The sequence below is a fragment of the Desulfurivibrio dismutans genome, from assembly GCF_029210385.1.
GTDB lineage: Bacteria > Desulfobacterota > Desulfobulbia > Desulfobulbales > Desulfurivibrionaceae > Desulfurivibrio > Desulfurivibrio dismutans.
The window spans coordinates 193,946-217,194 of the sequence record NZ_JARGDQ010000001.1 but is presented as its reverse complement, the minus strand read 5'-3'; the positions used below and the strand labels follow the sequence as shown (position 1 = coordinate 217,194).

The 23,249-nt window shown below is 63.1% G+C and carries 19 protein-coding genes; 17 read left to right on the top strand and 2 right to left on the bottom strand.

Annotation, left to right across the window (positions count from 1 at the left end; translation table 11 throughout):
- Positions 1 to 18: 18 nt before the first annotated feature.
- On the bottom strand, positions 19 to 1,365 hold the full coding sequence (locus tag P0N66_RS00995) for a sigma-54-dependent transcriptional regulator (protein ID WP_275802085.1): 1,347 nt from the start codon (positions 1,363 to 1,365) through the stop codon (positions 19 to 21).
- Positions 1,366 to 1,825: 460 nt separating this feature from the next.
- On the opposite strand from P0N66_RS00995, the gene fdnG reads away from it, so the two are divergent.
- From fdnG to P0N66_RS00935, 12 genes are all read left to right on the top strand, one after another.
- Positions 1,826 to 4,825, top strand: coding sequence for a formate dehydrogenase-N subunit alpha (gene fdnG / locus P0N66_RS00990; protein WP_275802084.1), 3,000 nt, complete (start codon positions 1,826 to 1,828; stop codon positions 4,823 to 4,825).
- Positions 4,822 to 5,649 (top strand): 4Fe-4S dicluster domain-containing protein, encoded by an 828-nt coding sequence (locus P0N66_RS00985; RefSeq protein ID WP_275802083.1) that lies wholly within the window; start codon positions 4,822 to 4,824, stop codon positions 5,647 to 5,649. The genes fdnG and P0N66_RS00985 overlap by 4 nt, the downstream gene beginning before the upstream one ends.
- Complete coding sequence (locus P0N66_RS00980) at positions 5,627 to 6,268, top strand: formate dehydrogenase subunit gamma (protein ID WP_275802082.1); 642 nt, start codon at positions 5,627 to 5,629, stop codon at positions 6,266 to 6,268. The genes P0N66_RS00985 and P0N66_RS00980 overlap by 23 nt, the downstream gene beginning before the upstream one ends.
- Positions 6,269 to 6,276: 8 nt before the next feature.
- Positions 6,277 to 7,254, top strand: a complete 978-nt coding sequence (locus P0N66_RS00975) for a formate dehydrogenase accessory protein FdhE (RefSeq protein ID WP_275802081.1) — start codon at positions 6,277 to 6,279, stop codon at positions 7,252 to 7,254.
- Positions 7,255 to 7,283: 29 nt separating this feature from the next.
- Positions 7,284 to 7,550: a hypothetical protein gene (locus P0N66_RS00970; RefSeq protein WP_275802080.1), complete on the top strand. Its 267-nt coding sequence runs from the start codon at positions 7,284 to 7,286 to the stop codon at positions 7,548 to 7,550.
- Positions 7,550 to 8,413, top strand: coding sequence for a formate dehydrogenase accessory sulfurtransferase FdhD (gene fdhD / locus P0N66_RS00965; protein WP_275802079.1), 864 nt, complete (start codon positions 7,550 to 7,552; stop codon positions 8,411 to 8,413). The genes P0N66_RS00970 and fdhD overlap by 1 nt, the downstream gene beginning before the upstream one ends.
- 77 nt (positions 8,414 to 8,490) lie before the next feature.
- Entirely contained in the window at positions 8,491 to 9,801 is a 1,311-nt protein-coding gene (locus tag P0N66_RS00960) for a molybdopterin molybdotransferase MoeA (protein WP_275802078.1), read from the top strand.
- A gap of 104 nt (positions 9,802 to 9,905) precedes the next feature.
- Positions 9,906 to 11,831: a molybdopterin biosynthesis protein gene (locus P0N66_RS00955; RefSeq protein WP_275802077.1), complete on the top strand. Its 1,926-nt coding sequence runs from the start codon at positions 9,906 to 9,908 to the stop codon at positions 11,829 to 11,831.
- Complete coding sequence (locus tag P0N66_RS00950; protein WP_275802076.1) at positions 11,832 to 13,466, top strand: transglutaminase-like domain-containing protein; 1,635 nt, start codon at positions 11,832 to 11,834, stop codon at positions 13,464 to 13,466.
- Positions 13,467 to 13,749: 283 nt separating this feature from the next.
- On the top strand, positions 13,750 to 14,604 hold the full coding sequence (locus P0N66_RS00945; protein ID WP_275802075.1) for an ABC transporter ATP-binding protein: 855 nt from the start codon (positions 13,750 to 13,752) through the stop codon (positions 14,602 to 14,604).
- Between the two features lie 155 nt (positions 14,605 to 14,759).
- The gene (locus P0N66_RS00940) at positions 14,760 to 16,421 is read left to right on the top strand and encodes a putative ABC transporter permease subunit (protein ID WP_431189982.1); all 1,662 of its coding nucleotides are present in this window, start codon (positions 14,760 to 14,762) and stop codon (positions 16,419 to 16,421) included.
- Between the two features lie 40 nt (positions 16,422 to 16,461).
- Positions 16,462 to 17,985, top strand: a complete 1,524-nt coding sequence (locus P0N66_RS00935; protein ID WP_275802073.1) for a YifB family Mg chelatase-like AAA ATPase — start codon at positions 16,462 to 16,464, stop codon at positions 17,983 to 17,985.
- A gap of 26 nt (positions 17,986 to 18,011) precedes the next feature.
- Here the strand turns inward: P0N66_RS00935 and P0N66_RS00930 are convergent, their stop codons facing one another.
- On the bottom strand, positions 18,012 to 18,905 hold the full coding sequence (locus P0N66_RS00930) for a glycosyltransferase family 2 protein (RefSeq protein WP_275802072.1): 894 nt from the start codon (positions 18,903 to 18,905) through the stop codon (positions 18,012 to 18,014).
- 217 nt (positions 18,906 to 19,122) lie between these two features.
- On the opposite strand from P0N66_RS00930, the gene P0N66_RS00925 reads away from it, so the two are divergent.
- The 5 genes from P0N66_RS00925 to P0N66_RS00905 all read left to right on the top strand — a co-directional run bounded on the left by P0N66_RS00925 (position 19,123) and on the right by P0N66_RS00905 (position 22,956).
- Positions 19,123 to 19,503: a helix-turn-helix domain-containing protein gene (locus P0N66_RS00925; protein WP_275802071.1), complete on the top strand. Its 381-nt coding sequence runs from the start codon at positions 19,123 to 19,125 to the stop codon at positions 19,501 to 19,503.
- A gap of 22 nt (positions 19,504 to 19,525) precedes the next feature.
- Complete coding sequence (metX, locus tag P0N66_RS00920; RefSeq protein ID WP_275802070.1) at positions 19,526 to 20,704, top strand: homoserine O-acetyltransferase MetX; 1,179 nt, start codon at positions 19,526 to 19,528, stop codon at positions 20,702 to 20,704.
- 130 nt (positions 20,705 to 20,834) lie between these two features.
- The gene (gene metW, locus P0N66_RS00915) at positions 20,835 to 21,434 is read left to right on the top strand and encodes a methionine biosynthesis protein MetW (RefSeq protein ID WP_431189987.1); all 600 of its coding nucleotides are present in this window, start codon (positions 20,835 to 20,837) and stop codon (positions 21,432 to 21,434) included.
- Positions 21,435 to 21,839: 405 nt separating this feature from the next.
- The gene (gene cysK, locus P0N66_RS00910; protein ID WP_431189986.1) at positions 21,840 to 22,769 is read left to right on the top strand and encodes a cysteine synthase A; all 930 of its coding nucleotides are present in this window, start codon (positions 21,840 to 21,842) and stop codon (positions 22,767 to 22,769) included.
- Between the two features lie 13 nt (positions 22,770 to 22,782).
- Entirely contained in the window at positions 22,783 to 22,956 is a 174-nt protein-coding gene (locus P0N66_RS00905) for a Trm112 family protein (RefSeq protein WP_275802067.1), read from the top strand.
- Positions 22,957 to 23,249 lie beyond the last annotated feature (293 nt).

Below are 23,249 nucleotides of genomic sequence, written 5' to 3'. Positions count from 1 at the left end.
TTCCGCGGTTCAGGAGACTCAGGGCGAAAGGCCATAGTCGAGGATCTTGCGATCCAGGGTGCGGCGGGTAATACCCAGCATGCGGGCGGCCTGGCTTTTGTTCCAGCCGGCCCGTTCCAGGATACTGGCCACCTGGCGGCGCTCGGCCTCGGCCAGGGTGACGGGAGCGCCGCCGGCCACCCCCGGTTGCGGCCGCTTGACGTGCTCCGGCAGGTCATCCGGCGTCAGGCTGCGGCTACGGGCGATGATGGTGCCGCGTTCGATGACGTTGCGCAGTTCCCGGACGTTGCCCGGCCAGGAATAGCGGCAAAGTACCTTCAGGGCCGAGTCGCTTATCCGGTTGACCTCCCGCCCCAGCCGGGCGGCGGCCCGTTCCAGAAAATGGCGGGCCAGCAGGGGGACGTCCTCGGGGCGCTCCCGCAAGGGGGGCAGGTGCAGGGTAAAGACGTTGAGGCGATAATAGAGATCCTCGCGGAACTCCCCTTGGGCCACCATCTTATCAAGATTTTTATTGGTGGCGGCGACAAAACGGACATCCACCCGCCGGGCCCGGGTGGCACCCACCGGGATGAACTCGCCGTCCTGGAGCACCCGCAGCAGCTTGGCCTGCAGGGCGGTGCTCAACTCCGCCACTTCATCCAGGAACAGGGTGCCGCCGTCGGCCTCCTCCAGCAGGCCCGAACGACTGCTGTCGGCCCCGGTGAAGGCCCCTTTGCGATGACCGAACAGCTGGCTCTCCAGCAGGTTGTCGTTTAAGGCGGCGCAATTGAGGGCCAGGAAACAGTGCCGGGCACGGGGGCCGCTCTGGTGGATTAGCGCGGCGATCAATTCCTTGCCGGTGCCGCTTTCACCCTGGAGCAGCACGTTGACATCACCGGCGGCGGCCCGCTGGGCCAGTTCAAAGGTTTCACGAAAACGGGGGCTGTCAAAAACCAGTTGTTCGGCCGCCGACGATTGATCGGCACCGACAGGCCCACTAGCCTCGTCCCGCAACCGGCTGTTTTCCAGGCAGTGCTCGATCACCGCCGCCAGCCGTTCTTCGGGAAAGGGTTTGGTCAGGTAATCAAAGGCGCCCAGCTTAATGGCCTCCACCGCCGAGTCGATGGTGCCGTAACCGGTCATCATGATCACCCCCAGATCCGGCCGCAGTCCCTTAACCCGGCTCAACACCTCCAGGCCGTCCATCTCCGGCATACGGATATCCAGCAACAGCACCCCGCCCCGCTCGCCATCTTCCGCCAGGCTCTGCAACAGCGCCGGGGCCGAAGAGTGGGTTTTGACGGCAAAACCCCACTCGGCCACGCTCTTGCGCAGGTAGCGCAACATCCCTTCTTCATCGTCACAGATATAAACCGTGCCCTTCATGCCCTGCTTCTCCAGCGCCGGTATTGTTGCCCCTTACGCGGTCACGGGGTACCGCATCTTGCGGCTCCGTCTTTCCCCTGCCGACAAAATAGCACCATCGGTCGCCGGGAACAAGCCGGTTCTCTTTTCGCGCCGTTAACATCGCGTCATTGGTTGCGGCCCCCGTCCGAATGCCGGACGAATTTCACGTTGCCCAGCCTCCCGACCGCCACTCCGTTGCTGCATCAAAAGTATACACCCACCACCAAAAGTATACATAAAATTAACCGCCCAACCCCGCCCTCCGACCGGCCGCCGCAAGCTTAACTTATTGTTTACACTGGCCACCTTCCACGTGTTTCGTCGCTGGTACATGGTTTGCAGAAGGCAGGCGGTGAAGCAGCGCGAACATTATTTAACGGCAGCGGGATTTTGCCAGCGCGTCATCGCCATTAAAGCACAGTCAAGGAGGCCTGAATCGATGAAACTGTCTAGAAGAAACCTGCTCAAACTGGCCGGCGCCAGCGCCGGCGCGGTGGCCGCCGGCGGGGTGAGCCTGGCCGGTACCAAGGCTTATGCTGCCACCAGCAAGCTGCGGATTGCCCAGGCCCGGGAATACCCTTCGGTCTGTTGCTTCTGCTCCGGCGGCTGCGGGGTGATCGCCCAGGTGGTGAACGGCAAGCTGGTCCACACCGAGGGGGATCCGGACAACCCCAGCAACCGGGGCTCCAACTGCTCCAAGGGGGCGGCGGTTCAACAGACCCATGACAACCCCGAACGGGTGACCAACGTCCTGCACCGCTCGCCGGGCTCCGACCGCTGGGAGATCCGCTCCTGGGACTGGGCCATCGACCGTATCGCCCGCCTGGTCAAGGATACCCGGGACCGCACCTTCCAGCACAGCGCCGACGGGGTGACGGTCAACCGCACCGAGGCCATCGGCAGCCTGGGCAGTTCCATCCTCAACAACGAAGACCTTTATCTGATCGCCAAGATGATGCGCGGCCTGGGGGCGACTTACATCGAACACCAGGCGCGAATCTGACACAGCTCCACGGTCGCCGGTCTGGCGGCCACCTTTGGCAGGGGCGCGATGACCAACCACTGGGTGGACTTCAAAAACACCGATGTGGCCCTGATCTGCGGCAGCAACGCCGCCGAGAACCACCCCGTTTCCTTTTCCTGGCTGCAGGAGGCCCGCGACAAGCGCGGCGCCAAGATCATCAGCGTCGATCCCCGCTTCACCCGCACCTCGGCCCGGGCCGATCTCTACTGCCCCATTCGCAGCGGCACCAACCTGGCCTTCTACGGCGGGATGATCAACTACATTTTAGCAAACGACCGCTATCATAATGAGTACATCGCCCACTACTCCAACGCCGCCTCCATCATCAAGGAGGGTTTCAGCTTTGACCCGGAAACCGGGCTCTTCACCGGCTACGACGAGGGACGCCGGGCCTACACCGACCGTACCACCTGGGATTACGAACGGGATGCCGAAGGCAAGGTCAGAAAAGACCTGACCCTGCAACACCCCCGCTCGGTGTTCCAGTTGATGAAGCGCCACTACTCCCGCTACACCGTGGAAGCGGTGGCCCAGACCTGCGGCGCGCCGGTGGACAAGCTGCGCCAGGTGTACGAACTGTTCACCTCCACCGGCCAGGTGGGCAAGGCCGGCTCCATCATGTACGCCATGGGCCAGACCCAGTTCACCTCGGGCTCCCAGAACGTGCGCTGCATGGCCATTATCCAGACCCTGCTGGGCAACATGGGACTGCCCGGCGGCGGGGTTAACGCCCTGCGCGGCCATTCCAACGTCCAGGGTTCCACCGATATGGCCCTGCTCTTCCACCTGCTGCCCGGTTACATGCCCTGCCCCACCACCGGGATGCCGACCCTTGAGGCTTACAACGCCACCACCCCGCCGGCCCCGGCCTACTGGAGCAACCGGCCCAAGTGGATCGCCAGCCTGCTCAAGGCCTGGTATGGCGAGGCGGCCAACCCGGGCAACGATTTCGCCTACGACTTCCTGCCCAAGGCCCAGGCCGGCAAGAACTACTCCCACCTGGCCCTGTTTGAAAATCTTTATAACCACCAGGATCTGGAAGGGCTTTTTGTCTGGGGCCAGAACCCGGTGGTGTCCGGCCCCAACTCCAACATGGAATCAAAGGCGGTGGAAAACCTTAAGTGGCTGGTCTGCCTCGATCCCTTTGAAAACGAGACCAGCGCCTTCTGGAAGCGCCCCGGCGCCAACCCCGCTGAAATCGACACCGAGGTCTTCCTGCTGCCGGTGACCACCTTCCTGGAGAAGGAAGGTACCGTAACCCACAGCGGCCGGCTGATCCAGTACCGCTGGAAGGCGGTGGACGGCCCCGGCAACGTCCGCCAGGAATCCTTTATCCTCGACCGGCTGGTCAAGCGGCTCAAGGCTCTGTACGCCGGCAGCGACCAGCCCCAGGACGCGATGATCAAGCACCTGACCTGGAATTACCCCGACCCGCTGCGCAGCCAGACCGATTTCATCGACGCGGTGATGCGGGAGATCAACGGCCGCAACCTGAGCACCGGCAAGCTGGTGCCCGGTTTCGGCGCCCTGCAGGAGGACGGTTCCACCGACTGCGGCAACTGGATCTATTCGGGCATGTACACCGAAGAGCTGGGCAATCGCACCCAGAGCCGGGTCCTCGACGATCCCGGCGGTTGGGGGGCGCATCCGGGCTGGGGCTTTGCCTGGCCGGCCAACCGGCGCATTATCTACAACCGCTGCTCGGCGGACCCCGACGGCAAGCCCTGGTCGGAAGAGCGCAAGTACCTGTGGTGGGACGGTGCCAGGTGGACCGGCTACGATGTGCCGGACTTTGCCCCCACCATGCCCCCAGACGCGCCGCTGGGCAAAAAGCCCTTTATCATGATGGCCGAGCGGGAGAGCCGGGTTTTCGCCATCGGCGCCTTGAACGACGGCCCGCTGCCGGAGCATTACGAGCCGGTGGAAAGCCCCACCCACAACGTCTTCAACCGTCGCCAGAACAACCCGGCCTATTTCACCGGCACCGACGGGGCCAAGTCGCTGGGCGATGTTGAAAAATTCCCGCTGATCTGCTCCACCTGGCGGGTCTGCGAACACTGGCACACCGGGGCGCTGAGCCGCAACATGCCCTGGCTGGCCGAGTTGATGCCCGAGTCCTTTGTCGAAATCGGCGAAGACCTGGCCCGGGAACGCAATATCGGCAACGGCGAGATGGTGGAGCTGGTCTCCGCCCGAGGCAAAGCTCGAGCCATGGCCATGGTCACCCCCAGGGCCCACATGTTCGAGATCAACGGCCGCAATGTCCATCAGGTGGGCCTGACCTGGCACTTCGGCTTCCAGGGCCTGGTGACCGGTGATATTGCCAACAACCTCACCCCCCACGTGGGCGACGCCAACACCGCGATCCCGGAATTCAAGGCGTTTCTTGTGGACATCAGAAAGGTGACATCATGAGCAGAATGGCAAGACTGATCGATATAACCCGTTGTACCGCCTGCCGGGGCTGCCAGGTTTCCTGCAAGCGCTGGAACCAGCTGGCAGGCGAAATCGGCGCCTTCACCGGCAGCTACCAGTCCCACGACGACCTGTCGCCGGGCCGCTGGACGATGATCAAATTCTACGAGGAAAAAAAGCCCGGCGGCGAAATGGCCTGGCACTTCCGCAAGGCCACCTGCATGCACTGCGCTGACGCCGGCTGCCTCAAGGCCTGCCCCAACGAGGCCCTGGTGCGGGAGGAAAACGGCACCATCCGCCGAATCGAGGAAAACTGCATCGGCTGCGGCCACTGCGTGCAGTTTTGCCCCTTCGATATCCCCAAGGTGGATGAGGTGGCCCAGAAGATGAAAAAGTGCACCTTCTGCTATGACCGCATCAGCAACGGCCGGGAACCGGCCTGCGCCAAGACCTGCGTGCCCCGGGCCATCGTCTACGGCACCTGGGATGAAATGGCCGCCCTGGCCGACGAGCGCCTGGCCCAGGCCCAAAAACTCTACCCCGACTCCCGCATTTACGGGCGGGATGAACTGGGGGGTCTGGGAGTAATCTACATCCTGCCGGATACCCCGGCCAAGTACGGACTGCCCGAGGACCCCAGCCTGCCCTTCACCCTGGGGCTGTGGAAAGATGTGGTCCACCCCTTCGGCAAAGGCCTGATCGGCGCCAGCCTGGCCGCCACCGGCCTGGCCTTCATTATTTCCCGGCGCAATGCCATGAAGCTGAAGGAAAGCGCGAAACTGGAGGAAGGAGGCTACGACGATGAGCAGCAAAAGAATGGTTAAACGTTTCAGCGCCGCGGTCCGGGTCAGTCACTGGTTGTACGCCGCCAGTTTCATCACCCTGGCGGTAACCGGCTACCTGCAGTTCGGCAGCGCCCTGGACTGGATGATTCCGCTGTTCGGCAGCCTGGAAGGGGCCATGGTGGTGCACCGGGTGGCGGCGGTCTTTTTGATCATCGCCGTGGTGCTGCCGCTGTTGATGCGGCCCCGGGAGGTCAGTGCCTGGCTGAACGAGGTGTTCAATTTCAGCCGTGCCGATGCCGACTTTTTAAAGGCCTTCCCGGCCAAGTTTGTCGGCGTCAAGAAGGAAATCCCACCCCAGGGTTTTTATAACGGCGGCGAGAAGATCAACTCCCTCATCCAGATTATCTGCGGCGCGGGCCTGATCATCAGCGGTCTGTTTCTGTGGCTTAGCGCCGCCCCCCCCACCATCATGTACCCGCTGCATGCCCTGTTAATGGCCATCGGGGTGGCCTCGGCCATCGGTCATATCTACCTGGCCCTGCTCAACCCGATCTCCAACGAGGCCATCGGCGGCATGATCAGCGGCGAGATTTCCGAGCAGTACATGAAGGAAAATCACGGCCGCTGGTACGAGCAAGTGTACAAAAAAAGGGTGTAAGGAGCCATATGAACACAGCCACGATCAACCCCGGGCAGAACCAACCGCCCGGGCAGGACCAACCAATGGATCTGCGGCGGACGAAGTTGCCGGCCGCCCCCCCGGAACTGGTCGCTTACTGTCGGCAACTGGATGATTGGGTCAATACGCGAACCGGGGTGCCGGAGGCGCAAGTGGCGCCTCCGGCACCGGCGGTGAGCGAGGCCATCCGCCAACTGGGCAACTCCGGCTCGCTGGAGGAAATGGGTCTGGTGGAGTTTGACCTTCTGACCCTGGCCACCAACCTGCGCCAGGTTTGCGACCTGTTCCGGGAGCATTTCCCCGACGACCCCCTGACCCCGGCCCTGGCGGCAGCCCCGGCCCTGGCCGACCTGCCGGCCAGCGACCCCGTCCACGACTGGTTTGCCGGCGCCGCCCCGGGGAAAGGCAAGCCGGGCGAAACCCGCACCGCGGTGCAGGCGCTGACCGCCACCATGCAACAGTGGGCCTACGAACGGGAGCTTGACGAGCATACCTTGCTGCAGTTGCTGCACTGGGCCGCCGCCCCCTTCCGGCGCCGGGCCGCACACCGCTACCGGGAAGATTTGGCCGGGCTGATCACCAACGAGCGGGGCCACTGCCCGATCTGCCGCCGGGAGCCGGACCTGGCGGAGTTGAGTTCCACCGAGCACGGCCGGCGCTACCTGCTCTGCCTGCCCTGCGACCTGCGCTGGCATTTCAAGCGGATGGGCTGCCCCCATTGCGGCAACGTGGATTTCGATCGCCTGGGATATCTGCTGGTGGGCAACGACCAGGCCTACAAGATTTATCACTGCGAAGAGTGCAAAGGGTACCTTAAAACCATCGACCGGCGGGACGACAACGCCCCGCTCAACAGCCCCAGCCTGCTGCTGGAAAACGCCAAAACCTGTTTTCTCGATTTGCTGGCGGTGGAGCAAGGCTACCAGCCCACCCCGGAAAAGCCCCGTGAGCAATCGACTCTATAGTGTAAAATCAAGCTGATACGAGGTTCACCATGAAAAGCGTAACCGACTACGGGGTAAACGGCCACGGAGTAAGCAGTTGCTCAAAACGCTGTTCGGAGCGTAAGATGGCCGGGTTGCCCGAGGATATGCGCCGGCAGATTGAAGCCCGCCTGCGGCTGCAAAGCCGTGACAACCGGGTTTCCTGCTCAGCCGCCCGGGGTATTGCCGCCGAGCTGGGGGTGGCGGCCCGGGAGGTGGGAAGTTTGGCCGATTTTCTCGATATCCGTATCAACCAGTGCCAGTTGGGTTGCTTTTAATGTCTGGGAAAGTAAGCCTTTTAAGCGATTACGGGGTGGCGCAAAACGCGGTATTTCATGATCGATCACCACTGAAAGCCAGTTACCAGGCACCGGTAATTCGGATCAACGACGGGGTTGAAGAGGAGATTCTCGACACCATCGCCACCGAGATCGCCTTTACCCTCAAGGTCAACGACCAGGTGCTGGTTTCCCTGCTCTGCAGCCCGGCGGAACTTGATGCCATGGCGGTGGGCTTCCTGCTTTCAGAGGGGATGATCCCCGACCGGCAAGCCCTGGTGAGCGTCCGGGTCGATGAGCAACGAGCCGAGGTGCAGGTGCAACTCAACGGGATGCCCGCCGACTGGGACGGTCTGTTCAATAAAAAAACCATCACTTCGGGCTGCGGCCAGGGGGTCACCTTCAGCAACGCCGATACCTTGGCCAGCCTGGCCCGCAGAGAACCCATCCGCATCAGCAGCGCCAAAATCTTTGCGTTGCTGAAGCAATTTGCCCACAGTTCCGAGCTTTACCAGCAGACCGGCGGGGTGCACAGCGCCGCCCTGGCCAACGGTGACGAGATTATTCTTTTTGCCGAGGATATCGGTCGCCACAACGCGGTGGACAAGCTCATCGGCAAGGCCTTTCTGCAGGGTATCGAGCTTAACGACAAGCTGCTGCTATCAAGCGGCCGGATCTCCGGCGAGATCATGACCAAGGTGATCCGCAACCGGATTCCGGTGCTGATCACCCGCACCGCCCCCACCTGCATGTCCATCGCCCACGCCGAGAATCACGGGGTGACCATGATCGGCTTTGCTCGGGGCCGCCGGCTCAACATCTATACCCATCCATTGGGCCTGATCCTCGATGACGTCCGGTAAATGGCCTGCGGCACCGCCGACTGTTTACCCTGTGCCTGTAACGAATATTCTGGTGCAACCTTTGTTGTGGGGCTCTCATGAATAACTCCAGTCACCATACCGCTGCTGCTCCGAATCTGGATATGCTGGGGCGGAGCGGGGCGGCGCCGTTAATTGAGGTATTCCAGGTATTGGCGCGGCTGCTGGCCGACCTTCCCGGGCCGGCGGTGGAAGAGGTGGAGGCCGACGAGGCCCTGGGGCGGGTCAGTGCCCGGGCGTTGCTCGCGCCGGAGGAGTTGCCGGCCCATCCCCGGTCGGTGATGGACGGTTATGCCGTGCGGGCCGCCGACACCTTCGGGGCCTCGGCAACGCTGCCGGCTTACCTCACCATCAGCGGCGAGGTGAAGATGGGCGAGATGCCCGTCGGCGGCCCGGCCCCCACCGAATGTTACCGCATTGCCACCGGCGGACTGCTGCCGTCGGGCTGCGATGCGGTGGTGATGCTGGAGCATACGGTGCCGGCCGGCGACAACCTGCTGGAGGTGGTCAAGCCGGTGGCCCCGGGAGGCAACATCATCGCCCGGGGCGACGATGTGCAACTGGGGGAAGCCCTGCTGCCCGCCGGTCACCGCATTAGGCCCTGCGACCTGGGCCTGCTGGCCGGGTTGGGGCTGCGGCGGCTGGCGGTATTCGCCCGCCCGCGGGTGGGGATTATCTCCACCGGCGATGAAATCGTACCGCCGGCAGAGACCCCGCCGCCGGGCAAAATTCGGGACATGAACATGGCCGGGCTGCTGGCCATGGTGGAAAGCCAGGGGGCCACGGCGATCAACTACGGTATTGTCGGCGACCGGGAGGCGGCCTTTGTGGCGCAAATGCAACAGGCCCTGGCGGAATGCGACCTGGTTCTCTTTTCCGGCGGCACCTCGGTGGGGGTCGGGGACCTGGGCGAGCGGGTACTGGAAAAATTGACCGCCCCCGGCATTTTAATCCACGGGGTGGCGGTCAAACCCGGCAAACCGGTGATCATCGCCGCCCACGGCCACAAGCCGGTCTTCGGCCTGCCGGGCCATCCGGTTTCGGCGGCGGCCTCCTTTGCCCTGCTGGTCCGCCCCCTGCTGGCCGGCCTCGGCGGCCGCAAGACGCCGGTGAGCGCCCCCCGCCCGGTGGCCACCGCCATCCTGCAGCGCAACCTCAACTCCGCCGCCGGCCGTACCGACCTGGTGCCGGTCAAACTGCAGACCACCCCCGAAGGCGACCTGACCGCCCTGCCGGTACTGGGCAAATCCAGTGCTCTTTCCACCCTGGTGCGGGCCCACGGGTGGATCATCATCGACGCTCACCGGCAGGGGCTGGACAGCGGCAGCCAGGTTGCGGTATATAACTTCGACAGCCCGGATTTTTTCTAAGCCGAACACCAAGGGGACATTCAAGGCCGCGCCTGGACGAAGCTACCGTCAAGGACGGTGACGACGCGCCGCTTAACCTCCCCGGCACTTACCAAAGGAATCCCATGCGCCGCAATATCTACGTTGACAATCTCCCCCTGGAAGAAGCGCAGCAGCGCTGGCAAAGCGCCCTGCGTGAACATGACTGCATCCAACCCCGGGAAGAGTTGATCCCGGTGGACCAGGCCCTGGGCCGAATCACCGCCCGGGCGGTTTACGCCCCCAACTCGGCGCCTTTTTACAACTCCGCCGCCATGGACGGTATTGCCCTCGATTTTCGGGATACCATCGGCGCCAGCGAGGCCCGGCCCCGGCGGCTGGAGACCGGCCGCTTCACCCCGGTCAACACCGGCAACGCCCTGCCCGAAGGCTGTAACGCGGTGATCATGATTGAGGACCTACAGCCGCTGGCCGACGGGGCGGTGGAGATCATCGCTCCGGCCCCGCCCTGGCAGCATGTGCGGACCATCGGCGAGGATATCGTGATCAGCGAATTGCTGCTGCCGGAAAACCACGTGGTGCGGCCCATCGACCTGGGCGCCCTGTTGGCCACCGGGGTGGCGGAAATCATAGTCAAAGTTCCCCCGGCGGTGGCGGTGATCCCCACCGGCAGCGAAATCGTCCAGCCCGGCGAGGCCCTCAGGCCCGGCAACATCATCGAGTTCAACAGCCGCATCCTGGCCGGTTACTTGAGCCAGTGGGGGGCGCAGGCCCATCGCCAGGAGATCGTCCGCGACGACCCCGAACTGCTGCGCCGCAAACTGGAAGATGTCACCGCCAACCCCGCCTTTGACCTGGTGGTAATCAACGCCGGCGCCTCGGCGGGCAGCCGCGACTTCACCGCCCAAGTGCTGGAACAACTGGGCACGGTGGTGGTGCACGGAGTCAACATCAAGCCGGGCAAGCCGGTGATTCTGGCCATTGTCAACCACAAGCCGGTGATCGGCCTGCCGGGTTATCCGGTGTCGGCGGTACTGACCCTGCGCCTGTTCGGCAAGGCCCTGGTGGACCAGTGGCTGGGGCGGGGCCCGGAAGAAAACCCGACGATCCCGGCCCTGATGTCCCGGCCCCTGCCTTCCAAGCTGGGAACCATCGATTTTGTCCGGGTCAAGCTGGGCCAGGTGGGCGACAAGCTGATCGCCACCCCCACCGGACATGGGGCCGGGGCGGTGATGACCCTGGTCCAGGCCGACGGTATTCTCACCGTACCGGCGGCCAGCGAAGGGATCGCCGCCGGCGCCGAGGTGCAGATCGACCTGCTGCGTTCGCTCAAGGAAATCGCCAACACCCTGGTCTTCATCGGCAGCCACGACAATATCCTCGATGTCATCACCAACCTGCTGCACCGCCGTCGGCCGCTGATCCGTCTTTCCTCCTCGCACGTGGGCAGCATGGGCGGCATTATGGCCATCAAGCGCGGCGAAGCGCACCTGGCCGGTAGCCACCTGCTGGATGAGGCCAGCGGGGAGTACAACGTGCCCTATATCAAAAAAATTCTCGGCGATGTGCCGCTGAAGCTGATCAACCTGGCCTGGCGCCAGCAGGGTTTGCTGGTGCCCAAGGGCAACCCCAAGGGGATCACCGGCTTTGCCGATCTCAAGCGGGATGACATCAGCTTCATCAACCGCCAGCGGGGAGCCGGCACCCGTATTCTCACCGACCTGCACCTGAACAAACTGGGCATTGCCCCGGAAGAGGTCACCGGCTACCACCGCGAGGAATACACCCACATGACCGTGGCCTCGGCGGTGGCCGGCGGCAACGCCGACACCGGCCTGGCGATCATGGCCGCCGCCCGGGCCCTGGACCTGGACTTCATCCCGGTGGCTAAAGAGCGCTACGACCTGATCATCCCCACCGCCCACGCCGCCGACCCCAAAGTGGCGGCAGTGCTGGAGCTGATTAACACCAGCCGCGAGTTCCACGACACGGTGACCGGCCTGGGCGGCTATGACCTCTCCGACTGCGGCAAACTGATGTACGAACAGTAAATGACGATTGCCCTGCGCATAGGAATTCTGCTGATCTGGGTGGTGCTGCTGGGCCTGCTGCTGGGCCGGGACTACCTGGTGGAGGAGCTGCAACTGCGGGAAACCACGGCCCTTGAGCAAGGCCGGGAGACCAGCTTTGCCGGGGTCTATTTCCGCGGTGAGCGTATCGGTTTTGTCCGCAGCCGCCTGACCCCCGGCGCCGAGGACGAAATGCGGCTGGAACAGGAAGCCTACCTGCTGCTCAACGTTCTCGATGAACACCACCCGGTGCGCCTGCGACTCAAGGCCCGGCTGGACAAGGCCCACCTGCTGCAATCTTTCGACTTCACCCTGCTCTCCCCTTTTGCCGAAACCCGGGCCCGGGGCCGGGTGGAGGGTCTGGAGCTGCTGCTGGAGCTGGATACGCCCCGGGGCGGGGTGCGCCAGGAGCGGATCCGGCTGCAGGCGCCACCCAGGATCGCCACCAACCAGCGGGCCTATCTGCTGCCCCCGGAGCTTGCCCCCGGCGACCGCTTACGGGTGAGCTATTTCGACCCCGTTTCCCTGGCCGGCCACGAACGGATTCTGGAGTACCGGGGCAAGGAACGGGAGGTCATTGAAGGGCGGATTCACAACCTGCACCGCTTCAGCGAAACCTTTGCCGGCATGCGGATCAACGTCTGGCTCAACGACCAGGGCCGGATGGTCAAGGAGCAGTCCCCGGCGGGCTTTGTTTTCCTGGCCGAACCGGAATTCCGCGCCACCGACATCCCCGCCGCCGGCCCGGAAATTCTCACCTCGGTAGCGGTCCCCCTGGAAGGCCGCCTGCCCGCCGATCTGGCCCAACGAGCACAGATGCAATACCGCCTGCTGCTGGATCAAGAGGTGGACCTGGACCTGGCCCAAGACTTTGATGTAGTCGGCGGCCGCCAACAACTTACCGGCAACATCCTGACCATCAACCGCGAGCAATGGCCCCCGCCGGTAGGATCTGAAACCTGCGCCCCGGCAGTTTCTCGGGAAGGCCGTGCCGGGGGGCCGCAATCCCCGCTGGCCGCGGATTCGTCCGCCGCCGAGCGCATGGACGCGCAGGAGGCGGCGGACGCCTCGGAGGCGGGCAGGATGCCAGCCGAGAATGAGCGGCCAGCGGGGATTGCGGCCCCCCACCAACGGAACTATCAAGAAGTAAAGGCCGCCCTGGCCGCCACCCCCCACGTGCAAAGTGATGACCCCGAGCTGGCGGATCTGGCTCGACGCATCGTGACCGAAGCGCAAACACCGGCCGCCCAAGTGGAAAAACTGGCCGCCTGGGTCCACCAAGAACTGGAACAGCGCCCGGTCATGGGCATCCCCGACGCCTTGAGCGTATTGGAAACCCGGGTCGGCGACTGTAACGAACACGCCACCCTGTTTGCCGCCCTGGCCCGGGCGGTGGGCCTGCCCACCCGCATTACCGCCGGCCTGGTTCACATGGAAGATCGCTTCTACTACCACGCCTGGAACGAAGTCTGCCTGGGCGACCAGTGGTACAGCGTCGATACCACCCTCAACCAACTGCCCGCCGGGCTAACCCATATTCGCCTGATCACCGGTGAAACCGCCGAAATGGTGCGACTGGGGGCACTGCTGGGCAAATTGCGCCTGAAAACCGAGTAAACGACAACAGGAACGGGGAACTGGCCACCAAGGGCAAAGAGCAAGCTGCGTGAATCTCGGACGGGGGCCGCGGAAACCGGTAGCGGCGGGTTCGCCTGCGGCCGGGCGCATGGACGCGCAGGAGGCCGCCAGCGCCTCGGAGGCGGGCAGGATGCCCGCCGATAATGAGCCGCTACCGGTTTCCGCGGCCCCCACCCCCTAACCAAAACCCCAAAAAATCGGCCCCTGAGATCAATCAATCAATCAGAATAATTTAACAAAAAACCTCACCCCGGGAGACGCCATGACCGGTAACGAAAAACCAGATACCCCGGCCCCGATCCTTGAAGTGAAAGGGCTTAATAAACGCTTCGGCGCCCACCAGGCGGTAAAAGACCTGGAACTGACGGTCAGCGCCGGCGAAATCTTCGGTTTTTTAGGACCCAACGGGGCCGGCAAGACCACCACCATCCGCATGCTGGTGGGCCTGCTCAAACCCGATGCCGGCCGCGTCAGCATCATGGGCCGGGATCTGGCGGCCGACCCGGCCTGGGGCAAGGCCCGCACCGGCTATATTCCCGACCGCCCTTTTTTGTATGAAAAACTCACCGGCCAGGAGTTTCTCCAGTTCATGGCCGGCCTTTACCGGCTGCCACCGGCCACTTTCAAGCGCAACGTGCCCCACCTGCTGGAACTTTTTGATCTCGACCAATGGCAGGACCACCTGGTGGAAAGCTACTCCCACGGCATGAAGCAAAAGCTGATCATCACCGCCGCCTTCATGCTGGAGCCGCCCCTGATCGTGGTGGATGAACCCATGGTGGGGCTGGACCCCAAAAGCGCCCGGCTGGTCAAAGAGCTTTTCAAGCAGCACGCCGCCACCGGCCGCAGCGTCTTCCTCTCCACCCACTCGCTGGAGGTGGCGGAAGAACTCTGCCACCGCATCGGCATCATCGTCGACGGCCGCCTCAAGGCCCTGGGCGACATGGAACAGCTTCGCTCCCTGGCCAAGGATCAGCGCGGCGACCTGGAGGATATCTTCCTGGAACTCACCGGCTCCCACGAACTGCAGGCAGTGATCAGCGCCCTGCAGGACCGCTCCGCCCAAGGGCAACTCAAAGTCGGGTCGAGCTTGGACGGGGGCCGTGAAACCCGGTAGCGCCGGTAGCGGCGGGTTCGTCGGCGGCCGGACACATGGACGTGCAAGAGGCCGCCGGATACGCGACCGCTTACGATTGACAAACCGCCATCATTACTCCATAATGCACCTTCGCTAACAAACACTAACATCCAACTTGCCGTTTATCCCTTGCCATGTTCAATCTTTTGCGTCCATTTCTGCTGAGCGCCCGCCACCGGCTGCTGCCGGGCGGCCGGCCCGGCGGTAAAGGGCTGGGTGTTCTCCTGTTCAGCCTGGCGGTGGCCGTGGCCCTTCACCTGGTGGCCCTGCGGGTGATCACCTATTTTCAGGCACAAAGCGAACTGGGGATCATCCTGAGCTTAAAAATTTTTGAAATGGCCTGGATCCTGCTTTTTGCCATGGTCATGTTCTCGGCCATGGTCACCTCGGTTTCCACCATCTTTCTCTCCAAAGACAACGAGATCGTCTTTGCCGCCCCCCTGCCGCCGGCCCGCATCTTCGCCATGCGCTACCTGACCACCAGCTTCTACACCGGCTGGATGCTTTTTTTGTTCATGCTGCCGATTCTGCTGGCCTACGGCCGGGTGTTTGACACCGGCCCGCTCTACTGGCCGCTGCTGACCCCCACCCTGCTGGCCACCATTCTGTCGGCTACCGGTACCGGTCTGCTCCTGACCATTATCCTGGTCAACCTCTTTCCCGCCCGGCGCACCAAGGATATCGTGCTTTACCTTTCCATCTGCTTCGGGATTCTGATCTATCTGATGTTCCGCCTGCTGCGCCCGGAAGAACTGGTCAACCCGGACAATTACGGACACTTCATCGAGTATCTCTCGGCCCTGTCGGCCCCCGCCGCCGGCTATTTGCCGCCGGCCTGGAGCGCCAACCTGCTGGCGCTCTACCTGCTGGACCGGGAGCTGGACCTGCTGCTGCTGGCGGTGCTGCTCCTGACCCCGGTGGCGCTGTTTTTTCTCGGCGAAGCGGCCATGAGCCGCTGGTTCTTCCGGGGCTACAGTAAATCCTGTGAATCCTTTGGCGGCGGCCGCCGCTTTGCCGGCCGACTGAGCGATTACCGGCCCCGCCCCTGGCGGCGGATCTTCCACAAAGAGGCCAAAACCCTGCTCCGGGATTCCACCGAATGGGCCCAATTTTTCATGGTCGGGGCGCTGATCATTGTTTATCTCTACAACTTCAAGATCCTGCCTTTAGACCGGGCCTTCATCCAGGAAGAATACCTGGCCAACGTTATCGCCTTTCTCAATATCGGCCTGAGCACCTTTGTCTGCGCCTCTTTGGCCGCCCGTTTCGTCTTTCCCTCCGTCAGCGCCGAGGGCGGCGCCATGGTGCTGCTGCAAAGCTCACCGTTGAGCATGCGCGCCTACCTGCTGCGGAAATATCTTTTTTATCTGCCGCCCTTTACCCTGCTGGCCCTGCTGCTGATCCTGCTGTCCAATCATCTGCTGGGGGTCAGCGGCCCCATGTGGTGGATCGCCCTGGCCCTGGTGCTGCCCCTGGCCTGGGCCTTGCCGGCCCTGGCCCTGGGTTTTGGCTCTATTTATGCCGATTTCAAGGCGGAGAACCGGGCCGCCACCCTAGGCGGCTGGGGCGCCTGGCTCTACCTGCTCAGCGCCATGAGCCTGATCATCGCCACCATTGCCGCCACCACCTATCCGGCCTGGCGCCTGCTGCGCAACTGGCTGCGGCACGGGGCCCCGGCCCCCGGCGACCTGCCGCTGCTGCTGAGCGCCCTGCTACTGGCCGCCCTGGTCACCACCGGCGTGGCGCTCTTTTTTTTCCTGAAAGGAGCCAGGGCGCTGGACCAACTGGCCCAATAAAGCGCCAAAATGCCAAATACCTGAGGGGGTAACCGGAAAAATGCTGGCTAAGGTAAAAAGCGGAGCGGTGGTCGGGGTGGACGGACTGCTGGTGGATGTGGAGGTGGATATCTCCCGGGGGCTGCCGGTGTTCACCACCGTGGGCCTGGCCGAAGGCGCGGTGCGGGAGAGCAAGGAACGGGTCAAGGCGGCGGTGAAGAACAGCGGCTATGATTTCCCCGCTCGGCGAATCACCATCAACCTGGCCCCGGCGGACCTGAAAAAGGGCGGCACCGGCTACGATTTGCCCATCGCGGTGGGCATCCTGGCCGCCGGCGATTTTCTGGACCCGGACCGGGTGGCCGACTGGTGCCTGATCGGCGAGCTTTCCCTGGACGGCGGCCTGAGGCCGACCCCCGGCATTCTGCCCATGGTGCTGGCGGCACGCCAGGCCGGGGTGGCGGCGGTGATGGTGCCCAGGGCCAACGCGGCGGAAGCGGCCATGGTACAGGGGGTAAAGCTGTTGTCGGCGGACTCGCTGGGAGAGGCGGTGGAAATCATCCAGGGGCGGCGGGAAACACCGGCCCTGGAGGCTTCCTCGCCGGTCGCAGCGCCGCCGGATTATGGGGTTGATTTTGCCGAGGTGCGGGGCCAGGAGTATATTAAAAGGGCTCTCGAAATCGCTGCCGCCGGACATCACAATATCCTGCTGCAGGGACCGCCGGGAGCCGGCAAGACCATGCTGGCCCGCCGCCTGCCCACCATTCTGCCGGAGCTTTCCTTTGAAGAGGCACTGGAGACCACCAAGATCTACAGTGTGGCCGGCGAGTTGCCCGCCGGCTGCGGCCTGCTGCAGACCCGGCCCTTCCGCTCGCCCCACCACACGGTTTCCGACGCCGGGCTGATCGGCGGGGGCAAACTGCCCCGGCCCGGCCAGGTTTCCCTGGCCCACAACGGCATCCTGTTCCTCGATGAACTGCCGGAGTTTCGCAAAAACGTGCTGGAAAGCCTGCGCCAGCCGCTGGAAGACGGCCAGGTCACCATTGCCCGGGCCCAGCAGAGCCTGCTCTTTCCCGCTTCCTTCATGCTGGTGGCGGCCCTCAACCCTTGCCCCTGCGGCCATTACCCGGGCAACGAAACCCATGAATGCACCTGTACCCCGGCCCAGATCCAGCGCTACCGCCACCGGCTTTCCGGCCCCCTGCTGGACCGCATCGACCTTTACCTGGAAGTCGCGGCGGTAAAATTTGCCGAAATGAGCGACCATCGGCCGGCGGAACCCTCGGCGGCCATCCGGCAGCGGGTGGCCCAGGCCCACGAAATCCAGCGACGGCGTTTTCCCCGCCGCAAAACCGCCTTCTACAACAGCCGCATGAAACCCGTCGACCTGGACCAACACTGCCGGGTAGACCCCGCCTCCCGGCGCCTGCTGGAGGAGGCGGTTCGCCGTTTCGGGCTCTCAGCCCGGGCCTACCACCGGATTTTAAAAATCGCCCGCACCATCGCCGATCTGGCCGACAGCCGAGAACTGACCACCGCCCACCTGGCCGAAGCCATCCAGTACCGCCGGCTGGAAATAAAATAAATGAGCTGGATAGTTACATAAATGATTTACAGCATTTGGTCCTGCTTTAAAGACAGGTACCACTCTTGCACCGTGGCCGGCGGTTCCCGGCGGGCGGCCAGCCAGTCCAGCAGTTCGGCAAAACGCTGGGCCGCCGCCGGCTGGAATGGTGGCTGCCAGGGAAGATCCCGCAAGGTGATCAGGGTGGAACTTAAAGTTTCCCGGTCGGGCAGACAGCATAAGCTGCCGGCATGCAGGCGACGCTCGGTGATTATCGCCGGCCCGGCAAAGGCGAAATCGTAAAACTGGGACAGTTGCAGGAAAAATCCCCAGTCTTCGCCCAACCCCAACCGGCTGAAGCCACCCACCCGGTTAAAGGCCGCCCGGGTAACCGCCACCGCCGAAGGTACCAGAAAACACCAGCGCAGCAGTTCATGAAAACAGGTGCCGTCGCATGCCTGCGCCGCTTCCGGAATAAAGAACTCCCCCCCGCCGACCTGGTCCTGATTACGGGTGACGCCGTACACCACCTGATGACCAGCACTCAGCGGCGGCAGCAAACAACGCACATGATCCGGGGTCCAGAGATCATCGGAGTCCAGAAACATGATGATCTCGCCGGTAGCCGCCGCCACCCCGGCGTTGCGGGCCGTTCCCGGCCCCAGCCCCGGCAGCTTAACCAGCTTCAGCAGGGGCTCTCGAGGCGCCACCTTTTTCCTCCCCCCGTGTGCCACTGCTGCCAAATGTCGGCTTTTATCCGTTATCATCTCCAGATCGGGAAAACGGGCGGCCAGCATCCGGCTGGTGCCGTCCACCGAGCCGTCATCCACCACCACCACTTCCAGCCGGGCGGCACATTCTTGCTGAGCCAAGACACTGGCCACGGCTTCAACCACCATGGCCGCCCGATCACGGGTGGGAATAACGCAACTGATCAGCATTTATCACCTTTCATTGGAATGAACTTTCTTTCCAGTCGACGACGTGGTATAACTGCTTACAATAAGGATTATTCATCATCATGGAAAAAGAAAGCAGAAAAGAGTGGTTGAATGGTGGCTTTGGCCGAAGTAATGGATTATAATCCGTTCCATTAAGTTCAGCCAGTAGTCTCGCCGGCGACCCTTACCCATCAAGCACAGCAGACGAGGTAAGCACATGGAAAGCGCGGAATTTAACAGGGCCCGTAAAAAACTTGGCAAAACCCAGAAGGAGATCGCCGAACTGCTGGGTACTTCCATCAAGGCCATCCACAGCTACGAACAGGGCTGGCGTTCCATCCCGCCCCATGTGGAGCGCCAGATGTACTTTCTGCTCTCCCGCCAGCGCGAGCTGCACGAAAAAGCCCCCAAACCCTGCTGGACGGTAAAGAAATGTCCGCCTTCCCGCAAGAAAAAATGCCCCGCCTGGGAGTTCCGGGCCGGCAAAATGTGCTGGTTCATCAACGGCACCATCTGTGAATGCCAGGCCCGCAAGAACTGGAAAGAAAAGATGGTGGTGTGCAAAAAGTGCGAAGTGCTGGCGCCGTTGCTGGCGTAGCGGCTCTAATGCGTAAACAACCATGAGTGAATATACCGCACACGACGCCTCCGGCCCCTCCGTTGGCATCGTAACCAAACAATCATATACTTTTGCCGAAAAGCCGGCCGAAGCCCTGGTGCTGGAAAGCGGCACCCGGCTGGGGCCGGTGACCGTGGCCTACGAAACCTACGGAGAGCTCTCACCCACCAGGGACAACGTGGTTCTGATTCACCACGCCCTCTCCGGCGACTGCCACGCCGCCGGCTACTACAGCAAGGCGGACACCAAGCCCGGCTGGTGGGAAACCATGGTGGGGCCGGGCAAGGGCATCGACACCGACCACTACTTTGTGGTCAGTACCAGCATTTTAGGCAGCTGCGGCGGCACCACCGGCCCCTGTTCCACCAATCCGGCCACCGGCAAGCCCTACGGCCTGGATTTCCCGGTGGTCACCGTGGGCGACATGGTGGAGGTGCAGAAAAAACTGCTGGACCACCTGAGAATCGAGCGTCTGCTGGCGGTGGTGGGCGGTTCTTTGGGCGGCATGCAGGCCCTGGAGTGGAGCCTGCGCTTTCCCGACCGGGTCGGTGGTGTTATTGCCCTGGCCACCACCATGCGCCATTCGGCCCTGGCCATCGCCTTCAACGAGATCGCCCGGCAGGCCATCATGGCTGACCCCAACTGGAACAACGGCCATTATTACGACGGCGAAAAGCCCGCCACCGGCCTGGCGGTGGCCCGGATGATCGGGCATGTCACCTATCTCTCCGATGTCGCCCTGCGCCGCAAGTTCGGCCGCCGGCTGCAGGGCAAGGAGGATTTCTCCTTCCAGTTCGACGATATCGATTTCCAGGTGGAAAGCTACCTGCGCCACCAGGGCAGCAAATTCGTGGAGCGTTTCGACGCCAACTCATTCCTTTACGTCACCAAGGCGGCGGATTATTTCGACCTGGAACGGCGGGCCGAGGCGGATTCGGCGGTCAAGGTCTTCGCCGGCGCCAAGGCCAGCTTCCTGGTGGTCTCCTTCACCTCGGACTGGCTCTATCCCACCTACCAGTCCCGGGAGTTGGTACGGGCCCTGAAAAAGAACAACCGGGACGTCAGTTTCTGCGAGATCAAGGCGGACGCCGGCCACGACGCTTTCCTGATCCCCAACCAGCGCCTGAGTCGCCTGATCGCCAACTTCCTTGAAAGGGTACGCCGTGAACAGAGCAAATGACCCCACGCGTGATCGGGAACAGCTTACCGACCCGCCTGATGATGATCGGGAACCGATTGCCAATCCGTCTCCTTACGAGCCCGACGCCGGCGGCCTGAGGCAACCGGAGGTCGCCAACGGCGAGGCGACGATGCGTTTTGACCTCTCGGTCATCGCCTCCTGGATTGAGCCGGGCAGCAAGGTGCTGGACCTGGGCTGCGGCGAGGGCGACCTGCTGTATCAGCTCAAGCAGACCAAGAACGTCGAAGGCACCGGCATCGAGATGGTGGAAGCCAAGGTGCTGCGAGGGATCGAAAAGGGGCTGACGGTGCTGCAGGGCAACATCACCGAAGAGGTGCAGGATTACGCCGCCGGCACCTTCGACTACGTGATCTTAAGCCAGACCCTGCAGCAGGTTTACGCCCCGGCCCAACTGCTGAAAACCCTGCTGGATATCGGCCACCAGGTGGTGGTGAGTTTCCCTAACTTCAGCCATTGGAAAAACCGCTGGCAGATCTGCTGGCACGGCCGGGTGCCGATCTCCAAGCAACTCCCCTTTGAATGGTACAACACCCCCAACATCCGCACCATCAGCATCGCCGACTTCCAGCGTTTCCTGAAAAAAATGGGCTGGCGGATCAAGCGGGAGACGGCCATCAACACCGACCACCACGACCGCTACGGCAACGTGGTCACCTTTCTGCCCAACCTGCGGGCGACCTACGGCATTTACCTACTGGCCAAGCGGTAAACGCGCTGCCGCGCTGCTACCAGACCTTGCCGCCTTTGCCCCGGATGGCACCCAAAAGAAAACTTTTTGGTTTTGGCACGGGATGGGGGTCACGGCAACCGGTAGCGGCTCATTCTCGGCGGGCATCCATGCCCGCCTCCGAGGCGCCCGCCGCCTCCTGCGCATCCATGCGCTTGGCGGCGGGCGAACCCGCCGCTACCGGTTACCGCGACCCCCGTCCAGTATTCACGCAGCTTGCTCCTTGCCCCGGGAGCCCCGTCCAGGTTCCATGCGACTTTCACGTTGCCTGCGATTTGCACAATCCCGCATTTACCTTTGACTTGTTTTGGGGTATTTTGTGCCCTTGCCTGCAACCAATCAAAACCCGGAAAATCCCAAAAGGAATTGCCCCAAAGGAATCGTATGATGAGCGACGAAATCAGTGAATTCAGCGCCCTGGTGGGCGATACTCCCCTGGTGCGCTTAAAAAGGCTGGGGGCGGAATGCGGGGCCGAAATTTTGGTCAAGCTGGAGTCACGCAACCCCGCCTTCAGCGTCAAGGACCGCATCGGCCGGGCCATGTTGGTGGCGGGGGAACAGGCCGGCCGGGTGGGGCCCAACACGGTGATCATTGAACCCACCAGCGGCAATACCGGCATCGCCCTGGCCTTTCTTTGCGCCGCCAAGGGGTTGCGCCTGATCCTCACCATGCCCGAGACCATGAGCCTGGAGCGCCGGGCCTTACTGAAACATTTCGGCGCCGAGCTGGTACTCACCCCCGGCCCCGAGGGGATGAAAGGCGCCATCGCCAAGGCCCGGGAGCTGGCCGAAGCCACCGCCGACAGCTTCATGCCCGACCAGTTCAGCAACCCCGCCAACCCGGAGATTCACCGCCAAACCACCGCCGAGGAGATCTGGCGGGCCACCGGCGGTAAGCTTGACTTTTTCGTGGCCGGGGTGGGCACCGGCGGCACCATCACCGGGGTGGGCGAGGTCTGCAAGGCGCGGCTGCCGAAATTCAAGGCGGTGGCGGTGGAACCCACCGATTCGCCGGTGATCTCCGGCGGCCAGCCCGGCCCCCACAAGATCCAGGGCATCGGCGCCGGCTTCATTCCCGCCACCCTGAACACCACGGTGATCGACGAGGTAATCACCATCACCAACGACGAGGCCTTCGCCGCCGCCCGCCGGGTGGCGATAGAGGAAGGTATCCTGTGCGGCATCTCATCGGGGGCCAACGTACTGGCCGCCATGCAACTGGCCCAGCGCCCGGAAAACCAGGGCAAACGGATCGTCACCGTAATCTGCGACACCGGCGAGCGGTATCTGAGCACGCCTCTGTTCGAGCAACAATAAGAAGGTCAAACCCATGCTAAACCCGCAACTGTTGGAAATCCTGGCCTGCCCCAAGTGCAAGGGGCCGGTCAAGCTTAACGAGCAGGAAAACGGCCTGATTTGCGAGCAATGCAAACTGCTGTACGAAATCCGCGACGAGATCCCCATCATGCTGATCGATGAGGCCAAACCGCTGGCAGAGAGCTAACTTCCCTTAACGGTTCCCGGGTCGGCCGCTTTGCCGGTGGCGCGGGTTTGTCCGCTACCGGGAGGGCATGGACGCCCGGAGGTAGCGGACACCCTCGGAGGCGGACAGGATGTCCGCCGAGAATGAGCGCCACCGGCAAAGCGGCCGGCCCCCCAACGGGCATTAATTGGATCCCCAACTTGTGAGCCCGTTTTCTTCCTAAGCCCGTTTGTGGGGTGATGGGCCTTTTGTTTTTCGCTCATTCTCGGCGGGCCTGCGCCCGCCTCCGAGGCGTCCGGGGGACGAACCCGCGA